Annotated in this window: 15 protein-coding genes; 8 read left to right on the top strand and 7 right to left on the bottom strand. The window is 54.7% G+C overall.

The annotated features are described in order from the left end of the window. Positions 1-36: 36 nt before the first annotated feature. From ACFOPH_RS14840 to ACFOPH_RS14825, 4 genes are read right to left on the bottom strand one after another with little or no spacing between them, the layout of a single operon-like run. Complete coding sequence (locus tag ACFOPH_RS14840) at positions 37-378, bottom strand: M48 metallopeptidase family protein (RefSeq protein WP_379736110.1); 342 nt, start codon at positions 376-378, stop codon at positions 37-39. After that, positions 375-3,317 carry a type I restriction endonuclease subunit R gene (locus tag ACFOPH_RS14835; RefSeq protein ID WP_379736108.1) on the bottom strand — a complete coding sequence of 981 codons (2,943 nt, stop codon included), beginning with the start codon at positions 3,315-3,317 and terminating at the stop codon, positions 375-377. The genes ACFOPH_RS14840 and ACFOPH_RS14835 overlap by 4 nt, the downstream gene beginning before the upstream one ends. After that, a complete protein-coding gene (locus ACFOPH_RS14830; RefSeq protein ID WP_379736106.1) occupies positions 3,314-4,495 on the bottom strand; it encodes a restriction endonuclease subunit S in 1,182 nt (393 codons plus the stop codon). The genes ACFOPH_RS14835 and ACFOPH_RS14830 overlap by 4 nt, the downstream gene beginning before the upstream one ends. A 41-nt stretch (positions 4,496-4,536) precedes the next feature. Beyond that, positions 4,537-6,387, bottom strand: a complete 1,851-nt coding sequence (locus ACFOPH_RS14825) for an N-6 DNA methylase (protein ID WP_379736103.1) — start codon at positions 6,385-6,387, stop codon at positions 4,537-4,539. 730 nt (positions 6,388-7,117) lie between these two features. On the opposite strand from ACFOPH_RS14825, the gene ACFOPH_RS14820 reads away from it, so the two are divergent. From ACFOPH_RS14820 to ACFOPH_RS14795, 6 genes are all read left to right on the top strand, one after another. Next, on the top strand, positions 7,118-7,660 hold the full coding sequence (locus ACFOPH_RS14820) for a hypothetical protein (RefSeq protein ID WP_379736101.1): 543 nt from the start codon (positions 7,118-7,120) through the stop codon (positions 7,658-7,660). A 12-nt stretch (positions 7,661-7,672) separates the two neighbouring features. Next, a complete protein-coding gene (locus ACFOPH_RS14815; RefSeq protein WP_379736099.1) occupies positions 7,673-8,944 on the top strand; it encodes a radical SAM protein in 1,272 nt (423 codons plus the stop codon). Next, complete coding sequence (locus ACFOPH_RS14810; protein WP_379736097.1) at positions 8,871-9,605, top strand: hypothetical protein; 735 nt, start codon at positions 8,871-8,873, stop codon at positions 9,603-9,605. The genes ACFOPH_RS14815 and ACFOPH_RS14810 overlap by 74 nt, the downstream gene beginning before the upstream one ends. Before the next feature lie 199 nt (positions 9,606-9,804). Next, positions 9,805-10,101, top strand: a complete 297-nt coding sequence (locus ACFOPH_RS14805; protein WP_379736095.1) for a hypothetical protein — start codon at positions 9,805-9,807, stop codon at positions 10,099-10,101. Positions 10,102-10,386: 285 nt separating this feature from the next. Then, positions 10,387-11,553, top strand: coding sequence for a tyrosine-type recombinase/integrase (locus ACFOPH_RS14800; protein ID WP_379736093.1), 1,167 nt, complete (start codon positions 10,387-10,389; stop codon positions 11,551-11,553). A gap of 57 nt (positions 11,554-11,610) precedes the next feature. Next, positions 11,611-12,761 (top strand): IS3 family transposase gene (locus tag ACFOPH_RS14795; RefSeq protein WP_379733106.1). Its coding sequence is split into 2 segments (ribosomal slippage): positions 11,611-11,851 and positions 11,851-12,761, totalling 1,152 coding nucleotides; the frame shifts between segments, so codons are not numbered across the junction. 175 nt (positions 12,762-12,936) lie between these two features. Here ACFOPH_RS14795 and ACFOPH_RS14790 read toward each other — a convergent pair. The 3 genes from ACFOPH_RS14790 to ACFOPH_RS14780 form a co-directional block, all read right to left on the bottom strand. Further along, a complete protein-coding gene (locus tag ACFOPH_RS14790) occupies positions 12,937-15,930 on the bottom strand; it encodes a hypothetical protein (protein WP_379736091.1) in 2,994 nt (997 codons plus the stop codon). A gap of 88 nt (positions 15,931-16,018) precedes the next feature. Then, complete coding sequence (locus ACFOPH_RS14785) at positions 16,019-16,333, bottom strand: hypothetical protein (protein ID WP_379736089.1); 315 nt, start codon at positions 16,331-16,333, stop codon at positions 16,019-16,021. Positions 16,334-16,484: 151 nt separating this feature from the next. Next, complete coding sequence (locus ACFOPH_RS14780; protein ID WP_379736087.1) at positions 16,485-17,621, bottom strand: tyrosine-type recombinase/integrase; 1,137 nt, start codon at positions 17,619-17,621, stop codon at positions 16,485-16,487. Positions 17,622-17,873: 252 nt separating this feature from the next. On the opposite strand from ACFOPH_RS14780, the gene ACFOPH_RS14775 reads away from it, so the two are divergent. Both ACFOPH_RS14775 and ACFOPH_RS14770 read left to right on the top strand, forming a co-directional pair. Continuing rightward, positions 17,874-18,818 (top strand): hypothetical protein, encoded by a 945-nt coding sequence (locus ACFOPH_RS14775; RefSeq protein WP_379736085.1) that lies wholly within the window; start codon positions 17,874-17,876, stop codon positions 18,816-18,818. Between the two features lie 230 nt (positions 18,819-19,048). After that, complete coding sequence (locus ACFOPH_RS14770; RefSeq protein WP_379736083.1) at positions 19,049-19,927, top strand: hypothetical protein; 879 nt, start codon at positions 19,049-19,051, stop codon at positions 19,925-19,927. The last annotated feature ends 110 nt before the right edge of the window (positions 19,928-20,037 follow it).

The following is a 20,037-nucleotide window of genomic DNA, read 5'->3' as shown; positions in this document are numbered from 1 at the left end:
GAAAATAAATTTTCATAAGCCGTATAAAAACCTAAGTTATGCTGTTTTTTCTTGCAGTGCTCTGACAGTTTGCTTGCGCATGCGGCTTCGCTCCATCGCTTGCCAGCCTGGGATATGAGCACTCATCAGTGCTTTAAAGACGCGGCCATGGGTAGATAAACGAAGATGCAATAATTCGTGCACAATAACGAAGTCTTGAAATCGCTCATCCTGTTCGGCTAAATCACTTGCAAGCGTTACGGTTCCTGTAGACGAACAAGAACCCCATTTCCTACACATGTCCTGTACGCGAATCATCTTCGGATTCACGCGAAGCTTTGTCGCCCACCAGAGTGTCCGTCTCTTAAGTTCTTGGGCAGGATACAGTGATGATTTCACGTATCCTTCTCCAATAGCACTTTAACCACGAGATCGACAATTCGAGCGCGCTCGTCTTGTGACAGTTTCAGTAGGGGCTTGTAAAGGGAAGCGCGAAACCGTCGCTGCTCGTCCGAATTGACTGCCGCGTTCGGGAAGCGAGCCAACTGTTCCTCTGCTTCCTTGGCCAGTGCCATCGGATCGATCCCCGCGCTCAGCATGGCTGTATCATTTCGTAGCGTCCACGCTGCCGCGAAAGCGCGAGCCGACAGACCACTTGCCAGCGCAGATTTGAGGGCCGCCTCCTTCTCTGCGGCCAGCGTTGCCAGTAGGTCCATCGCGGCTAGTCCAGTCGTCTTGCGCTCCTCTAGATCCTTAAGGATGCGCTCAGCACGGTCCCTCAACGGCTGTAACATAGCCGCCTTGGCGCTGTTTTCATCCATCTCCTCTTGTAGGCCGCGCACGAGGTTAAACACCTTGCCCTCATCCGAGCCCTTGTCTCCGCGTAGTGATTCAAGCGTTTTCACATCGAATGTGACGCTCTTGGTGAAGATTCCCAGCCCTTGCTGTGTGGCATTCGCTTCGATCAAACGCTGTGTTTTGTGGGCCAGGTCTCCAATGAAACCGACCTTCGGTGCATAGGCATTACGCACGGCTGCATAAAGCTGGGTCAGGTGCTTATAGGGTTCAATGTACTCGCGCAGCTCAGGCGAGGGTGAGAGAATTTCCCACAGCGCCTCGATCTCCTTATAGGCCTCGAAGAACGCCTTACGCGCCTCGGGTTCTAAGAAGCGGCCGTATACCAGCCGTTCAAGTCGTTCGTCTGCACTGCCACCTTCACCCGCATCAAGATAGTCTTTCTCTGCGGTCACTATGCGCTGTTCGAAGTCATGCAGCAGAACGTCGAGTCCTTCAATTACTCCGCTAACGTCGCTAGAGTCGAACGCCAGCGCCTTTTTGAGTTCGCGTAGCACGCCGACGAAGTCCACCACCAGACCGACGCGCTTGGCGACACCTTGCGCATCAATGTATGGCCGGTTCACTCGTGCGATGGACTGCAATAGCACATGGTCGCGCATCGGTTTGTCGAGGTATAAACAATATAGCGGCGGCGCATCGTAGCCGGTCAGCAGCTTGTCAGTAACGATGAGAATTTTTGGATCTTCGGCAGACTTCTTAAACAGCAGCCGCACGTCCTCTTCACGCTCAGCTGAAAGCTGGAGCTGTGCCACCAACGGCCGGTCGATAGCATCTGCTGCGTTTTCGGTGTACACCGGTACTGACCATTCAGGCGGCAGGAGCTTGTCCAACGCCTGCTTGTACTTGGCGCAAGCCTCGCGATTCACCGCGACGACGAAGGCTTTGTAGCCTAGCGGCAGCACGTTCTCCTGAAAATGCTCAGCGATGTACGCAGCGACCTTTTCGATGCGGTCATCGGCACATAAAAAGGTGCGAAGCCCCACCGCGCGATCGAGTACCTTGTTCAGCTCTTCGACATCGGTCACGCCCTCGCTGCCGGCTAGAGCGAAGAACTCCTTATCAAGTTGCTCTACCGGCACGGTCATGGTACTCGGAGCCATCAAATGCTTGATGGGCAGGGTGGTCTCATCGGCGATCGATTCGGCAATAGAGTATTTATCCAGGTAGCCCTGATCGTCGTCTGGACTAAAGATCTTAAAGGTACCTTCACCTTGCGCCGTTCGAGCAATCGGCGTCCCGGTAAATCCGATCAGCGTTGCGTTGGGCAAGGCAGCCATCAGATAGGTGCCCAAGTCTTTGGCCACTGAGCGGTGCGCCTCGTCGATGAACACATAGACGTTGGACGCGGTGAAGCTGTCTTTGCGGATCGCTTCGAACTTGTGGATCATGGCGATGATCAGGCCGCGGAACCCTGCATCGAGCAACTCCTGCAGTTCAGCTTTCGTGCTCGCGCGCTTAACAGCAATGTCCTTCTGCTGCATTTCGCCAAGCAGGCGCTCCACCCAGCCGCGCAGCTGGCCCTCGAGCTCGGTGCGGTCAACGACAAGGATTACCGTCGCGTGGTCAAAGCGGGCTTTGTCTTCCAGAATCTGACGGGCGGCTGTAAGCAGCGTGAAGGTCTTTCCTGACCCCTGTGTATGCCATATCAAGCCGCGCTTCTTAACCGGGTCAAGGCAGCGCTCGATGATTGAATCGATGGCGCGTCGCTGATGCTGCCGCAGGATGGACTTGCGCGTCTCGCCGTCTTGCACGTAGTACAAAATCCAGTGCTGGAGCGTACGCAAAAAATCGGTTGGTTCGAAGAACGCCTGTACTGCAAAGCGGTAGCTTTCCTCGCGGGTTTGCTTCCAGCGTGCCATGTCACGCCGGTTCACGTTCCATGTCACGCCGTACCAGTAGTCCAGCAGGTGTGTGACATTGAAGAGCTGCGGCGCGGCCAGAAGTTCGGGTGTCTCAAGCTCGTAGCGGCGTAGCTGCTTGATCGCGCGCTCAATGGCGTCCCCATCTTTTGGGTTCTTGTGCTCAACGATGCAAACCGGCAAACCATTCACAACGAACATCACGTCGGCACGATTGCCCTTAGCACGCGCGGGCGGCTTACTCACCCACTCCCAAGTCACGTGGAAGGCATTGTTAGCCACTGTCTCGAAGTCAATCAGAGTTACGGGCCGGTGACGCTTCTCGGCTTCGTCGTACCACTGACGTTCGCCGCGCATCCAGGCCAGCATTTCTCGATTGCCTTCAATGTTGGGCTGCAGCGCGTCAAGCCGCTCGATGATTGAGCGTACCATGTCGACCGTCAACCAAGGGTTGCACTCAGCTAATTTGGCTTCCAGTACGCTTCGAAAGAACGTGCCTGCGACGCCACCGCGAAGAGCCTGTGCATCCTTGTCGGTCACTGCCGACCAGCCGATCTCCACGGCGTGATTGACCATCGGGAACTGAACGCTACCTGCTTCGCCTATCTTCAAGGTGCTCATACGGTGACCTCCATGGTGGTGTCGACAGAACGATTCAGCGCCGAAAGAGCCAGCTCATTAACCCCGATCTCGCCAGTCATCAGCTTGTGGAGGAGGGTCTTGAAGAGATTTTCCAGTACGGCACGCTTTCGCTGCTGCAAATCGATCTTGAGATCGAGCGTATCAAGGATCGCTACAATCTCCTGCTGCTCCTCAATGGAGGGCAAAGGAATACGCAGGTTTCGCAGAATTGCACAGGTCAATGCGCCCCTGGTGCTTCCGTTGCCCGATGCAAGTTGCCTGAGGTATTCGTACCGACTTTCGAGAAAACCTCTAAGGTATCCGGGGCAGATCACAGACTCTTTTGGCTGTATGAACCCTACATGCCTGCTCACCGTAGCCTCCACATCCAATATGGCGCAATGCCCAAGGGTTTTTCCTTGACCAACAATGGCAATGAGAACAGCGCCTGGACGAAGCAGTGGGAGGCTGCACTCCTCTAGTGCTGTATTTGTAACAAGTGAATCAGCCCCGTTGATTCGACGCTCATACATCCTTCCACTTGTGATCCAAGGAAGTGTTCCGCCATGCCAGTACGCAGGGTTTTGTCGATTGGGTGTGGTACCGTTTCCAATCTTTCCGATAGAGCCTAGCGATACCACCTGCCAACCTTGCGGTAGCGGCCCGATCTCGGTCTCTTTCTTCGGCTCGCCACGCAGGCCGCACCCAAATAGCTCACGCATCACAGCTTGTTTTAACGCGCGTGCGTTATCGATCAGCGTGATTTGCTGTTCAAGCGCGAAATCAATACGCCGCAAAACGCCTCCAATAGCGACCTGCTCGGTCTTATCGGGATACGAGATTTGTTTTTCCTTGAGAGCTGTAAAGTGCCGGTTGTAGCCACGAGCTGGCAGATCCAGAGCTTTGCAGGCATAGAAGAAGAACAACGGGTCGATTCCAGACCTCGGCCTCAGCAACTGAGTGCCGTCAGCGCCGCGGGCAAACGGTTGATCGATGAATTTGAAGGAGCGAGTGTGGTCACCAAAGACGATTAGCGGAAGCGGTTCACTGATGACGGCGGACTCGTCATCGGTCCAGCCAGCGATGCGTTCTTGACCTTGGTCAACAACAGGAAAGCGCCCAGCAGGTTTATAGTCCCGCGCTTGAAGCTTGGCCTTCCCGGTTACCGATACGGGCATTAGGCAGTCAGCGACTGACGCTACAGTCCAAGAGGTTGCCATTATGCCTCCCCCGTTGCCGCCAGGGGTTGTAACAGCCGCACGATCTCGCCAGTGACGTCGGCATCGAGCTGGACCAAGCGCTGCAGTTCCTGTATCAATGCCGGCACAGAGCCGTGCTCGGCATCGCCATTCTGTGCCACCCACCGGCTCGGACTCAGGTTGTAGTCAGCCTCCTGCGCTAGCTCTGCCGTAATGACATCCAGTTCGCCTTCTATTGGGTCACCCTTCAGATACATACTTGCAAGAGTACGGATGTCGTCTTCGCGCAGATAGTTTTTTGGCCGGCCCTTGCTAAATCGCTTGCTCGCATTAAGTAGCACAATTTTTCCCTGGCGCGATGCCGGCTTGCGCTTATTCAAAACAACGATGACGCCGGCTGCTGTCGTGTTGTAGAAAAGGTTCTCAGGCAGCAGGATCACGCCGTCAATCAGATCTCGATCGACAAACCACTTGCGGACATTGCGTTCCTTGTCTTCGTTTTTTGAGCCCGAGCCGCGCGTTAAGGCGCCGGTGTCGAGCACGACAGCTGCACGGCCGTGCTCATTCATGCACGCCAGAGTGTGCTGTAGCCAAGCCCAGTCGCCCTTGCCGTTGGTGATGCCGCCGGTGGTTCGAAAGCGGTCGAACGGGTCATTGGCGAAGATATCCGGCGCGAATGGCTGATTCCACATGGGATTTGCGACGATGATGTCATGCTGTCGGATCGTACCTTCGGACGTGCGGAATTTAGGGTTGATCATCGTGTCACCGCGCGCAAGCTCTACGTCCATGTCGTGGATGATCGCGTTCATCTGGCCCACTGCGTAGCTTTCGGCTTGTAGCTCCTGGCCCGAGAGCTTGAGCGGCACCTTGATCGTGGGATCGAGCTCACGGGCGACGAGCTGCAGCTTAATCAGCAGACCTGCAGAGCCGCAGGCGTAGTCGTGGCAGGTTTCACCAGGGCGGGGGCGCATTAGGTGCGCAATCAGGAAGCCGACCTCAGTTGGGGTGAAGAACTCGCCCGCGCTTTGACCTGAGCCCTCTGCAAACTTGCGCAATAGGTATTCGTAAGCACGGCCCAGGAAGTCAGGCTGCACATCAGCCAGGCCTAGGCGATATCGGGGGTCAGAGAAGGACTCGACCACCCCACGCAGCTTGGCTGGGTTGATGTCGCGCTCACCATTGCGCTCGGCGGCAAAGTCTTCAATGTCAATGACACCGGCCAGCGACGGGTTTTGTTTCACGACGGCACGGACCGCCTTCGTCAAGTGCTCGCCGAGGTCCTTCGGCGCGTTGCTGCGCCCTTTGTCGTCAAGCGGCCAATCATAACGCTCCCGACCGCTAATCACTGCCCAACGTGCCTCGCGTGGCAAATAGAAGCGTAAGAGCGAATGATCTGAGTCAGCAATCTCCAGCGCTGTATCGCGATCGCCGTACTCCTCGGCAAGCCGATCAATCTCATCATCAAAGACGTCAGACAGACGTTTAAGGAAGAGTACTGGCAGCAGGTAGTCCTTAAACCGAGCGGCGTCTTTCTCGCCCCGAATAGAGCAGGCCGCATCCCACAACATTTGCTCCATCGGTTTTGTGGATGGTGTAACGGTGGATGCTCGACCAGTACGGCGGCGCGTGACCTGTGCTGCAGCATCAACGGGTTCAGGGGCAGCGGAGTCTGCGCTATCTACACCGGCCTCTCGGGCGAGGGCTAAGATGGCTTCCTGAGCTGCACGCTGCGGTTTATTACCGCCACCTTCCCAGCGGTTTACCGTGGCAAAGGAAACTCCTAAGCGCTCCGAAAATTGCTCTTGAGTCAAGTTGAGAGCTGCACGGGTAGCGCGCAGGATAGCCGGGAAATTCACGTCGGGCGTCATAACTACCAATCAAATTAAAAATGTTATGTATGCTATGTTTGCTATATACGGAAGATTTGTCAAGTGTTTTTTACGCAAAAATCTGAGAAGACATGTGTCCAGGGAAATGTAGCCCGCTCATGAACCTACCTGGTCCAATGCAGGGAAAGTACACGCTCGGACCTGGACGGGCGCCTTAACCTCGTTGGATTTGGACCGATTCAACGGTCGGGCACCCCAACAAAAGGGCCTCTGCAGTTGGATAAGGTCTGTTCTTAGACCGTTGAGCGGCGATGCATTTGCCGGGACATTTCTGTGAGTCGCAGGATGTTGCTGATTTTAAAATTTCGTAACCGTATTTAGAAGAAATTTAGTCACATATTATGAATTCGCTGGTAAGGACTACCATACGAATCAATTAACAACGTTTGAACAATCAAGCAAAGGAATTACTACGACATGATGAAAATTACGGCAGCACCTAAATGGCAACTGACGAGCTCGCGCAGCCCGCTGAGTTCGAAGAGTAGAGCCCCGATTACGATGACCACCGGGCCGATGACGATTGGGCAGGCGCTGCTCCCGCGTAGCCTCGATGTCTCTTTCGAATTTAAGTATCGTCGTTAACTGAGACCTCATCCCTTCGCGGTAGTTAATGCCGCGTCCTGACAGAGCCCATGACATTCCGATGTCATGGGCTTTTTCGTATTTGAGCTCGCTTCGGCGGGCTTAACAATTCTTGGAATTACCAATGAAAAGCGAAACCGCAACCAATGAAGCGTCAGCAGCATCCGGACCACGGTACATCACGCAGAAAAACGCGACCGCCCCCAAGCTCGGGAAGCACGCCGACGGCACCATCAGCTACAAGGTAGCTTGCGACATTGGGCGAACAGCACTGTTCCTAGCAATCACAGACAACTCCAGCGGCGGCTACTTCAGCCGGGAATACGTCCCTGTCGCTCGCATAGAGGAGCTACTCGCCAACCTCGACCGATCGGACTTCCCATCGAAGGCGCTCAAGCCCGTCTTCACTGGCAGGAGCAGCAACAACGCCGGCTTTCTAGCCGCCATTCTTCATGCGGAAGGACTGCTCTCGCGCGCCGCCGACAGCGAAACCAAACACGTCAGCACCGGGGCCTGGACCAAATGGAAAGCCTCCGTGCTGGCTTTGGAAGCGACTCAGGACGAAACGAATGCGCCGTCTGTGCGGTCAACCGATGCACCGGGCAGTCCAGCGAATAACAAGGCGGTAGCGGCTAAACCGCAGAAGCCTGTCAACCCTACTAAATGATTTCGAGCTCACATGTATGATCAAAATCCGAACTGCACCATCCTTGTCAACTGGGGAGTCGGTAAGCAAAACCCGCGTGGCTTTGGCTGCCCTAAGGCCTGCGACTATTGCAACTGGCGAGGGTGGAGCAGATTGCCTTACCAAGCGCAGTCCTCCAAACAGGTGGCGGCCTTCGTCGCGTCATGCCGGAAAAGCACCGTCTCCATTAGCGGCGGCGCCGAGCCGCTATACCGGTTAAGCGAGAATCTGCCAAAGCTCCTAGCCATGATCGGCGTCATCAGGGACCACGGACTCCGAACACGAGTCGTCACCCGTGAAGTGCAACACGTCGCAAAGCTCAGCGGCATTGTTGATCGCTTCTCAATCTCGCTGGACGCGGAAGTATTGGCGGAATTGCCGCGCTATCAGCACGAGTGGACGGGGATGGATGTCGAGTATTCGCTCGTCCTGCCACCTCTGCCAACCGAGCAGCTTCAAGTATTGATGCCGCAATACACGGCGCTGCATCGTCGGCTGGGTCGCCGTCTTGTTTTGCGCGAGAACCTCAACTCGCTTTATGCCGCGAACCTCAGTCGATTGTCTATGGGGCATCGAGGCATCGTTTTCGTCCCCAAGTCGTTGTGCCTGGCTGGTCGGTATCTGGCGACGCAAGAATGGCGCGGTCACGAGATTCTGCTCGACCATCAAAAGCTGTTCGAACATCTGATGCAGGACCCGCACATCCATATTTTCGGAGGCGCGGTCAAGCATATGCTGAGCGCGACCGTGCACAGCGAGTTCACGGACATCGATCTTGTGGCCACCGATATCGCCGCTTTGCGACCATTGCAGGAACGGTTCGGTTATCAGTTCAGGGAAATCTCGCAAGGGACGACAAGCTATCCGCGCTACTACCTGGGCAAGTCCAACCGAGCAGGGAAATCAATCCATCTTGTCCTGCTCAAGACGAGCGAAGAAGCAAGGCGATTCATCCTTTCTGCGCAGTACGACATTGACCGTGTTGGCTACAGCAACGGTCGCTTTTACTTCGATGACCAAGTCGGCGAGACGTCGATTCGGCAGGCTCTTCAAAGGAAGCAGGCGACCGCCGTTGACACTCCCCGCGACCTCACACTGTTCAGTGCAAACCGACCATTAATCGAAGCACGCCATCGCATCAAGCTCGTACGGCGGGGCTTCGCCATCCATGACAACCACAGGAACCAACCCTATGCAAGCAATCATTTTTGTGAGACCGGAGGCCCTCCAGACGCTGGAGGCCATTCGGCCGCTCGACTACTATGAACGCGTCTCCCTGAGCGATGAAACTGGGCAGGACCTTACCAGTGCTCCAGGATACTTTCTCAACACTGCGGCTCTTCGTATCGCGGAGCTGCCAGCCGATGCCAGTATTGCTCTCTCGCTGACACCCGAGCAGGGCGATGCCTACAACCAGATCGTGACGGCTCCCGATGACTTGCGCGGCGTGGTCTATGCTGGAGCCGCTCATCTGCCTCACGACTACGCAAGCATCCTCAAGTACTGGTCTCCGCTGACGGTGAGCGACTTTCATCGCAACGCTGTGTATTACCAGAACGTCCACCAGGCCTACCTGATACAGCTCGCCGTAATTGAGGGGGAAGATCCGGAAGACGCCTTCGCTGAACGGATACCAGTCGACGAACTGCTAACGGATGGTGTCGTGTTCTGCCTGCAGGGCCTTGGTGTGCAACTGGAAGAATGCGATCCGCAGCATTTCGTTGAGGTCTATTTGCCCATCGACCCGGTCCTTCTCGGCATCGAGCACGACGGTCTGCGAGCATCAGGCGAGTACCGGTTTGATGCTGTCGGGCAGTGGGACCGGATTTACTTGCGCGTCGCGGACATCATGGCTTCGCCAAACCCAAACTTGGTCGCAATCTCGGCCCTGCGCAGCGAGTTCGGCGACTACGGATTCGTTTATTGATCCACTAAAAGCAGCAGGAATCTTCCTTACGCGCTGCACCTCATTTGTAACCGTCGCAACGTTCTTCACGCTCCGCCAAAATTTCAAATCGGCGAGAGCGCATCTCACGAACCATATTCCGGGAGGCAAACTACCACGCCAACTTACTTGGCGCGCGAGTGGTAGCACGCCCGGATTTTCCGAAATGAAAGGAAATCTTATGCTTCCGGAAGCTATCTCGGCTGCCGCGATTTTCAATCTGGGTCGCGTAATCGCGACGCCCAACGCCTTGCAGCTCTTGGAGCAGCACGGCGTCGCACCACTGATCCTGCTCAAGCGACACGCTGCTGGCGATTGGGGGGACGTGCCTGCCGATGACGCCAAAGCGAATCAAGATGCACTGAAATTCGGCTGCCGGTTGCTCTCCGCCTACAGCATCACGGGCAATGAAAAGGTCTGGATTATTACGGAGGCGGACCGCTCGGTAACAACACTACTTTTGCCGTCGGACTATTAACCCATTCTTGCTAGATATACCGTCCGAAGTTGGATGGGGCGGGCATGTCCAATGCGCAGTTTGACTGGTCCAGCCCCGCGAGGAAGCACGCGCGAACTACCGGAAGGAGACCGGAAACAGTTGTCCTGCGGCGCCTTGTCGCCAGCCCAAACACATTAGCCAAGGCGCCAGCAGGGCTATGTACAACTGTCTACGCAAGCTGTCACGACGGACAACGGACTTAGAAGACGGTGGTACGGAAACGGAGGTGCAGACCAGCTGCTTAGTCGACTTCAAGGAAAAGCAATGAAAAAGAACAAGTTCAGGTTTAACAACAGGGCACTGAGCCAGCTGCCAGCGCACGCGGCCGACTCACCGTCACGCTCAGCCGAGTACAGCGATGCAGAAGTGATCGGCTTGCGCATCCTGGTTAACAAGCAAGGGCGCAAGTATTTCTACTTTCGCTTCGTCTTCGAAGGGCAGAAGCGGGCCGCCAAGCTTGGGGAGTTCCCTGCGCTGGAGGTCGCAGAAGCACGCACCCTGGCGCTGGAAATGCGGGCAAAGGTGGACCGCGGCATCAATCCGCAGGAGAGCGAAAGCGGAGTAGGGCCATCACTGACCTTTGAGGCGTTCGGTAAGAACGAGTACATGCCGTTTGCACGACAAACGAAGAGGAGCGCCCATGATGACGAGTGCCGCTTGCGCGTCCAGATCTATCCAAGGTTCGGCACGCGGAAGATGAGCGACATACAAACTAGGGAGATTCAGCAGTTCCACGCCGACATGAAGGAGTCACACTGCGCCGCAACGGCAAACCGTCATCTGTCTCTGATCTCTAGGATGTATAAGCTCGCCGTCCAATGGGGACGGGTTGAACGCAATCCATGCGTCGGAATAGCTAAGTTCAAGGAGAACAACCAGCGTCAGCGCTTCCTGACGCCGGAAGAAATCCAGAAGATGTACAAAGCTATGGAGAGCGAGCCCAACAAGATCGCCGTCGCAGCGCTGAAGTTCCTTTTACTGACAGGGGCCAGACGAGAGGAAGCCTTGAAGGCTCGATGGGAAAACGTTGATTTGGAGAACGGAGTTTGGTTTTTGCCGCAGACGAAGTCAGGAAAAGGACGATACGTGCAGTTGAACAGTGAGGCGCAAGTGCTATTGCGGACCTTGCCGCGCGAGGAGGGCAGTCCATGGTTGTTTCCATCCAAACGCGATCCGAGAAAGCCAATTTACAGTCCCAGAGACGCATTCGATCGGGTGCTCACTGCAGCCGGTATCGAGCACCTTAGACTACACGATCTACGTCACACCTACGCTAGCCTGGCAATCAACGCGGGCGTTTCGCTTTCCGTTATTCAGGGGCTGTTACATCATCAAAGCCCTGTGCAGACCATGCGGTATAGTCATTTGATGAATAGCACGCTGCGCAGCGCTTCGGAATCGATCGCAGATGTTATCGGGAGGGCAACTTGAATCGCCACGACTAACGTAGACACTCCTGAGCCATAATGTCGGGCACAAGGAGAAGATATGAGCGGTAAGCGGTACACAGAGGAATTCAAGATTGCAGCGGCCAAGCAGGTGGCGCAGGGCGGTCACCCAGCAAGCGAAGTAGCGGCCCGACTTGGGGTAAGTATCCATAGCCTGTACGCCTGGACGAAGCGTTACGGCGTGCCTGAGGCAGAGCGCAAGGCTGTCGATGCCCAGTCCGAGGAGATGCGGCGCCTGAAGGCCGAGCTCAAGCGCGTCACGGAGGAGCGTGACATATTGAAAAAGGCCGCGGTGTACTTTGCCAAGACGTCCGGGTAAGGTACACCTTAATTGCTCAGTTACAGGACCAATTTCCAGTGCGCCGGCTGTGCAAGGTGCTCGAGGTGCATCCGAGCGGCTTCTATGCCTGGCGCCTGAACCCTGAAAGTAAGCGCACCAGGGAAGACAAGCGCCTTCTGGTTCCTATCAAGGAATCGTGGCTGGAAAGCGGCAGCGTGTACGGTTACCGTAAAGTCAGCGACGATTTGCGCGAGCTCGGTGAACAATGCGGTATCAATCGCGTCCACCGTCTGATGAGGTCGGCCGGGATTCGTTCGCAAACAGGCTACGCCAAACGGAAATACAAACGCGGCGGCGCCCCTTCGCTGGTAGCACCTAACCATCTACAGCGCCAGTTCGACGTGCAGGAACCGAATCGGGTCTGGGTGACGGACATTACGTACATCCGCACTTACGAAGGCTGGCTCTATCTGGCTGTCGTACTGGACCTGTTTTCGCGCCAGGTGGTTGGCTGGTCGATGAGTTCTCGAATCGATCGCGAGCTGGCGATGAATGCGCTCTTGATGGCCGTCTGGAGGCGGCAGCCCAAGAATACAGTGATGGTGCATTCCGATCAGGGCAGTCAGTTCAGCAGCTATGACTGGCGCGACTTCCTGGACCAGCACAATCTGCAGCAAAGCATGAGCCGACGCGGGAACTGCCACGATAACGCCGTCGCCGAGAGCTTTTTCCAGCTCTTAAAACGGGAACGAATCCGACGCAAGACTTACGGCACCCGGGAAGAGGCAAGGCAGGATGTCTTCGATTACATCGAGATGTTTTACAATCCAAAGCGCCGGCACAGCTTCAGCAATGACTTGTCGCCGGTCGAATATGAAAAGCAGTATTTCCAGCGGCTCGCGAGTGTCTAGAAAACTCGTGGCGATTCAACTAGGGCAGGCAACCCTGCAGTCTAAAGCCTGCGACAGCAACCGGCAGTGAAGAGGCCCGTATGAGCAGGGATACGTAGCCTTCAGCAAGTTGGCCAGAAATGAAAATACCCGAGCTGTCGAAAGACAGATCGGGTATTTTTTCTTTTTTACGGAATTAAAGCGGCTTGATGAAAAAGCGATCGCGCTCTAGCCTTGGAAATTTTGCGCAGGCGACGTCAATAAAACGTTCGACGTCGGCAGTATGGGGCACAGCCTCATCATGCAGCTTCGATCGGCTTGCATTCTTTACCGAACTCAAACTCGTTGGGTAGCCCTGATCTGTGAGCCACTTCGAAAGAGCAGCTTGTGTCATCCTTTCAGTGCCATCGAGTCCCCATTTACGTTGAGAATAAGCTATGAGAAATGCTCTGACCGCAATTCCCACGTATCCCGTCCTCTTCGTCTTGTATATTCCACCCTGCGATCCGCGAACAAGGTTCGCCTTATCAGACGAATCGATTTCCTGTCCACCCGAGACACTTTTTTGAGTCATCGCGGATCGTCTTCTTGTATTACTAATTTGAAGAGAATAGTACGCCTGCCAATCCTCGAAGTCCGCCAGAGTTTTTAGACATCGATCCCGTCGCCACCCATCAAACAGCATGCGGGCCTCAACGGCTTGATCGACGGTATCCCAAGGTTCAGTGTCGAACGCAAGGTGCTCAACGCCCGCCAAGCCAATGCGCCCAAGATGGGGTTTAACCGGTTTCCGTTTAAAGTCGAACTCAAGATTGAGTTTTACCTCGGATCGTTCCATCTGCAGGTCCCAGCCTTTGGTCAGTTGGTCACGCATTGAAATGAATGACTCCTGTTGCATCATCTGACCAGGAGCGCGATCGGCGAACAGTTTTACCATCCATAAGTTAGGATCAGCAGCATCACTAGGTGGACGTACGCTTGTTTTCGCCAACACGATTGGTTCGCTTCCGTACGGTAACCCGGTCAGCTGCCCCCGCGTTCTCATAGCAACCACCTGCGACACCGTATGCTTATTTTCCAGCATCGGCATGCCAGGCGTGACCAACTCGACGAGTTCGCGAAATCGTGTACAGATTGGGCCACTCAGGTCTAGATCAGCCAATTCTCCACCGACAATCATACCGTCAGTAGTACAGGAGACAGCAGGGATGCCATCAGGCAACCTCGCCAAAATCTCGCCTACAACGGCCCTAACCATACCGCACACTAATGCGGCAACGGCTGGCTCGGACACACGGGACTGTCCAACTTTAACACTCCCCATTTCTCGGGGGCCGAAGGTACGCTTGTCGCGGAAGCCTTGCCCCGTTTTCCCGTATAGAGAATTACCTAACAGTTTGACGAACTCGAATGGTAGCGTTTTGCGTCGAAACTTCGAGCGATGATCGCGAATGCGTATGGCAAAGCTCTCAAATGGGCGGTAGTGGCGTTGACTACCTACGCCGTCGACCGAGCCGGCCATATCGGTTCCAGGCGAGGTCATTCTCAACCTAGTTTTACCTCGTCTTAACGACTTTGCAACATCTTGGCTTCGCCTGATCAAATCAGATCTCTCAGCCCACGGAATAATGTAGCCGAACCGGATTGAGATCTCCGCGCCCATCGTTACTGCGAGCTCTATTTCGGGCGATGTGCATAGGCTGATGCCTCGCCGTGGAAATATCAGCCCTCGCTCGCCAGCATTCACAGGGAGACATGGATGAGCGGTTCCGTCCGGGAAGCAGAAGGCTACCTCTGCAAATCCAGCAACATCACCGAGGAAGTCGTTCAAATTGGTCGAGGTGTACACCTTGTCATAATCTAAGGTTTTGAGCTCTACCAGCGTTGTAACGTATGCCCCCGCCAAGTCCGGGTCCGAATATTTCATGATCGGAGTCGGGCCGAACCAGTAGCACTCGTTGCGCCCGCCTTGGTAACAGTCTGCAAGGAATTTTTCTAACCAGCCGCGCTTAGGAGAGGGATGCCTTTCGCTAAAGCGACGTGGAAGTCCAGTGCGGGCGTCAAAGCGCAGGAGCTCGACCTTTTCGAAATTTAGTGCCACGTCAGGGAGAACACCATCTTCATGCATGCACTTTTCCGCCAAATGGACCGCCATCCCACTAGCGGTTGCAGCTAGGGCTGGTAAGTGAAGATAGCGTCTGGAGAACCATCGAACCCAAAGCACGAACCAAACCGCAATCTCAGCATCGCGCAATCCATACCGGTTGAACGCTTCGGGATCTTTTCGCTGAAAAACGCTCATCTGATCTTTGCGATAACCTGCTGGCAACTCAAGTTTGGCAAGCCCTAGCATTGACCCGAGCTTGGACAAATTTGTGCCAGGCGGCACAAACAGGCGCGCGTCAATCAGACGGACGCTCAGCTCTTTAGGGTCGAAGTCGTCTCCGACGACAAATCGATGTTGCGACTTGATCCTTGCTATACGGTCCAGAGTAAGCGGCAATGCAATTTTTGCGGCGCCCTTAACAGAAGCGAGCGTTCCCCCCACACCATCTAATTGCGGACGGAGATGCTGTTTGAAGTCAGAGAAAACGGTAATGTCCGCACGAGTGAAGAAACCGACCAGAACAACTTCTCGGGGCCATTCCAAAAGTACATCTTCATCCTCAGCCCCCTCAAGCACTTCTTGGAGCGCATCTGCAAGCCGCATCCGCTCCCCGCCGCGCTCTGAAGCGTTCATGTCGAACACTTTTTCGTAAATGCGTCCGGTCGGTCCGACCAAATGAAACTGAACACTTAGAACATGGTTACGCCCCTTGCTCTTCTCTTCCCACTCAGCATCAAAGCCGATATAAACAACATCTTTGCCTTTACGAGCGGAACGTTTGCCTGCTGTATGCTCGCCCGGTTTGAATTTACCCTGCGCGCGAAACCGTTCAAGTGCAGCCAACGACTGCGCACGCATTTGCTCAGGATCGGGACGCAACAGCGGAGATGTCTCTAACAGGGGCACGCTGTTGAGCGGATTAGTACACGTCTCGGCACAATGCTTCATTAGCGGCCCAAACACTATGTCGAGGTGCATCAGTAATGTCTCATTGTCCTTGTCCCTCGCACAAAGATCCACGTACGCCTCTTCGACTTCACAAGCATCGTCCTCATCGTCGAAACCGACGGTTTCATTTTCCATTCCTTAATCCCCCAACGACCGAATGACACCACCATAGACAAAAAAAATGCCGCCTTAAGTAGGCGGCAAAAGTGAGTGCTTTAGTCAGTTAATCTTCAGCAGACTTCTTTACAGAGCTCTTCTTGGTAGAGGCGGCTTCGGGTTCTTCAGTGCCCTCATCCAGGAAGCTCCAGTCCGGCTGCTCAGCACGACGGCGGTCGTTGATGAGCATGTCGAAAATGTCCAGCACGGTAGCGAACTGTTCGTCGGCGTCCTCGGTTCCACTGATCTCAACCCAGCCAACCATACGGTTGCGGTGGTCCAACAGACCAACGCCCGAGTCAAAGCGCTTTACGGTAGCAATATGGTCAATCGAAACCAGATCACCGTTCGGGAGCCGCACAGCACGAATATACTTAGCCATTTCTTATCTTTCGATGGTAAACCTTGGCAGAAAGCCAAGGAAAGCGCGCAGAACGTCTGTTCCGCTTCACGCTTGATTCCTGTCCTGCGTAACGGCTAGCCATTTGCTACCGTTAAGCGGGACAGGATGCCGCTGTAGATCTTTCAGAGGGTTAGTACTTTGGCAAACCGCTCTGTATAAGTTCGCTAGCCCTTCGGGAAGCGTGATCATCGGGCTTTAAGTAATGATCATATGTAGTTTGCATGCTCGAATGCCCAGCAAACGTGGCCATTTCGAACACGGTGGCGCCCGCATTAATGCCGAGGCTCAGTGCAGAGCGCCTAATGTCGTGTAGTGTGAGCCCTTCAACTTGAGCTCGTTTTAGTATGCGGTTCCAGGCCGCAGTGGGTCGCCCCATTGTTTTTCCCCTAGGACCGGGGAAAAGATAACCACTTGTGCGAAGCTTCTGCAATTCTGCGATCACATCAAGGGCTTCGTTGTTGAGCCTAATTGTCCGGTCTTTTCCGTTCTTCGTCTGTCGAAGGATTAAATGCCCTTTTTCGACATCTAAATCTTCGAACTTCGCTTGTCTTGCCTCGCCTGAACGCATGGCAGTGCAAAACAGCAGTCGAATGAATAACCCGGCCAATGAAGGTTGCGGCTCAAGTTTGATCGCGTCGTAGATCGCCTGTATTTCCGACTTACTAGCGACTCGATCTCTAGCGTTGTGTATTTTTTTTAATCGGATACCTAAAGCTGGGTTTGACTCAATAAACCCGAGCTCATGCGCTCGTCGAAAAACCGCTTTCACAACAGCCGCAACATGATTCTTAGTCGTTGCAGAAAGTCGGTTCGGCAGCTTTGCGATTAGGCTCAAGAGCACCGGCAGAGTCAGGTCAGCAATTGCAGCGTTCCCTATCTCCGGTCTGATATATCGATTAAAGCGGCTTACGCTGTCAGACGCGCTCGCCAAGTTGACTTTGGCCCAGGGTTCGTAGTGTTCATCAAAGAACCCGCCGACTCTGATCCTGGTCTCGCTGGGTGAGCGGCCTGCACTGATGAGCTCTCTGACCTTTACCGCCTCGACGACAGCCTGCGCCATCGAACCACCCCCAAGGACTCGAACTGTCTTCTTGCGGGTTTTGGGATCGATGTAGCGTAGCAGCCAGCAGTGTTTGCCCGTCTTGTAGAGCAGATATCTTAGCCCTGATACCAGACCAACAGACACTTCGGCTTGCTTGGCGCCGCGGGTGGTAATGAGGTCTTGAGCACGTCGGCGCAAAGTGTCGGCGCACGTGACCTCTACCACGGCTTTTCCTCTCGATTGTTAAAGAACACGAACCAGGAAACCCCTAGTTCTATGGCGCGTTTCGTGCACCACGGACCGGATAGTAATCGGTTAGAAATGGGCTTGCTAGCCCCTGTCTCCCTCTACAAATTGGGGACGCACGAGCCAGTCTTGAGCTTTCCGCCGGCCCGCCGAGAGAACCCTCAGGCACCGCCGTCGTAACGAAGCGGATTGTCCGGGTAAAATGGTGAATTTATTTCGGATGCAGCGCACATGGCTACAACGGAAGAGCGAAAGAGGCTTCACGCTCGTATAGACGACTTAGCAGGGCGACCACATGAGGAAATTGCAAGAACTCTGACGGGAGAGCTCGGGTATAAAGTTACACGGAATACCGTCCGTTATTATCTTGGCACTACCGGAAATCTGAAAAATTTGCCTAGGGGCCGCCCGAAAGGTGGCGAACGCAAACTGGACATATGGGATCAGTTGCTTCCCGAGTTATTAGCGCTTACTGGGCTCAAGGCATCGCATCTTTATCGAGAGTTGAGCGCACTGTTGCAACCCGAAGGGCTACCATTTCGGGAAACTATCTTTCATGAACGAACTGGGCCTGGGAAACGCTTGAGAATAGCTTCATTAAAAGGCACTCGCCCAACATTACTCACGAGGTGCCGTCTTCGTATCCGAGCGGTGGAAGTTGCGACCATGGGAAGCCAAAGCAAGCGAGCGTATTTGTTCGGCTACGAAGAGTTGACGGGTTACATATCGTTTGACGTAATCGGTGACCTTAGTTCGGTTGCCGGCCGGATCCCGGAATTCGTTAAAGATGTGGAATCCTATCTATCTCTCCCAATACTCAGGATCTGCATTATCGACGGATCAGAAGCGCCATTCGCTATCACGCTTCCAGAGGTTCAGATTGATTTCGAGCGGTGGACGCTAAAGTCTGTGCCCTTGGTTAGTCCGCTCAAGAAAAAAGATGAGATCGACCACCTTGAACGCATCACAAAGCGACAAAATGACGAGACGGCACGGAAGAACGTAATCGAAGTTAAGCGTGAGATAGCGGACTTCGTTCGAAGCGCGAAGGGGGATGGAACCTGGCGTAGACTTTTGGCGCGCGACATCAAGCGCCGCGAGCTGGTGCAGGCACTGAAACCCTTTCTCGGCGCGCGTTTCAAGCTGCGCAACCCGCCACGACGTCCTCATCAATGACGCCGAGGTTAGGGAACCTGGTGAGCCGTATGTTGACAAAGGGCGTTCGCGGTCGTGGGTTTAACGTCTCAGCACGGTTCGCCTTGGCAGACGCTTTAACGCTAGCACCACGTTAAAAATAATTGCATAATTGACATTGTGAAAGAATGTTGTCCTTCACGCTGCGTAGGATCATCCGTATGGTAGGGCCGGTAGCTGTCACACGTGCTTCTCTTGGGGACTGGTAACACATGGATCGTTTGCTTCAGATCGGGTTTCGGGAAATCGGTCGCTGGGCTTTAGCAGGGGACGGGCTACAGCTACAGCTTGATACGCTGCAGGCACATCGTCGGGCGTTGTATGCGTTCGCGACGGAATCGAAGTTGTTGTACGTCGGCAAGACTGCCGGAACGCTCCCAGTACGGCTGCAGGCTTATGTCTCCCCCCATCAGAGTCAGCGGACCAACGTGCGGAATCGTGCGGCTTTGCTCGATCTACTGCGTGGGGGGACGAAAGTTCGCATCCTTGGCTGGATTGATCCGGGACTGCACCGCATTGGCCCGTTTGACCTGAATATGGCAGCGGGTCTGGAGGACAGCATTATTACGCTGCTGGCGCCACCGTGGAACGGGGCTCGCATGGTGGAAACCCGCGAGACCATATCGCATACTCATACTCTGCCTCAGGTCCCCTCAGAGGCGCCGCGACCGAATTTAGCGATCTCGTCTGTCCCAGATAGGGGGGCGCAGGTTTTGGTGTCCGCAGTTGCCGGGGCGCCGGTTGGTCCGACCACGTCAGTCTCAAATACGGTGCGGTCAAGCGCATACTCAAGCGTTGATGGCACCACCTTCACTGTACGACTGGGGAAGACCTACTACGAGCGCGGCTTCTTTAACGTCCCAGTTGTCTTCTCTGAGCTGTTTGGTACCCATGGCGCTACCGTTGACCTTTATTGCGGCACAGAGCGGGCGCTCGTGCGCGCGACCCTCGATAGGAGGGCCAATCAGCAAAACGGAACCCCACGCATCTATGGCAAGAGTGAGCTGGGGTATTGGTTTCAGCGTCGTTTCAAGCTCGACGATGTGCTCAAGGTAACGGTACTGAGCCCAACGGCAGCTGTTCTAATGTGAGCGGAGGCGAGCGGGACATTGGTGTCGTTTGGTTGTCCTTTATCCCCCAACATGCAATGTGCACCCAGAATGTCGGTCATTAAGGGCTAGCTTGTGTTATCTGTTGATCA

Source organism: Massilia haematophila, from assembly GCF_042647645.1.
Classification (GTDB): Bacteria; Pseudomonadota; Gammaproteobacteria; order Burkholderiales; family Burkholderiaceae_D; genus Telluria; species Telluria haematophila.
The sequence above is the reverse complement of the archived record's forward strand: the minus strand, read 5'-3'. Positions and strand labels throughout refer to the sequence as shown.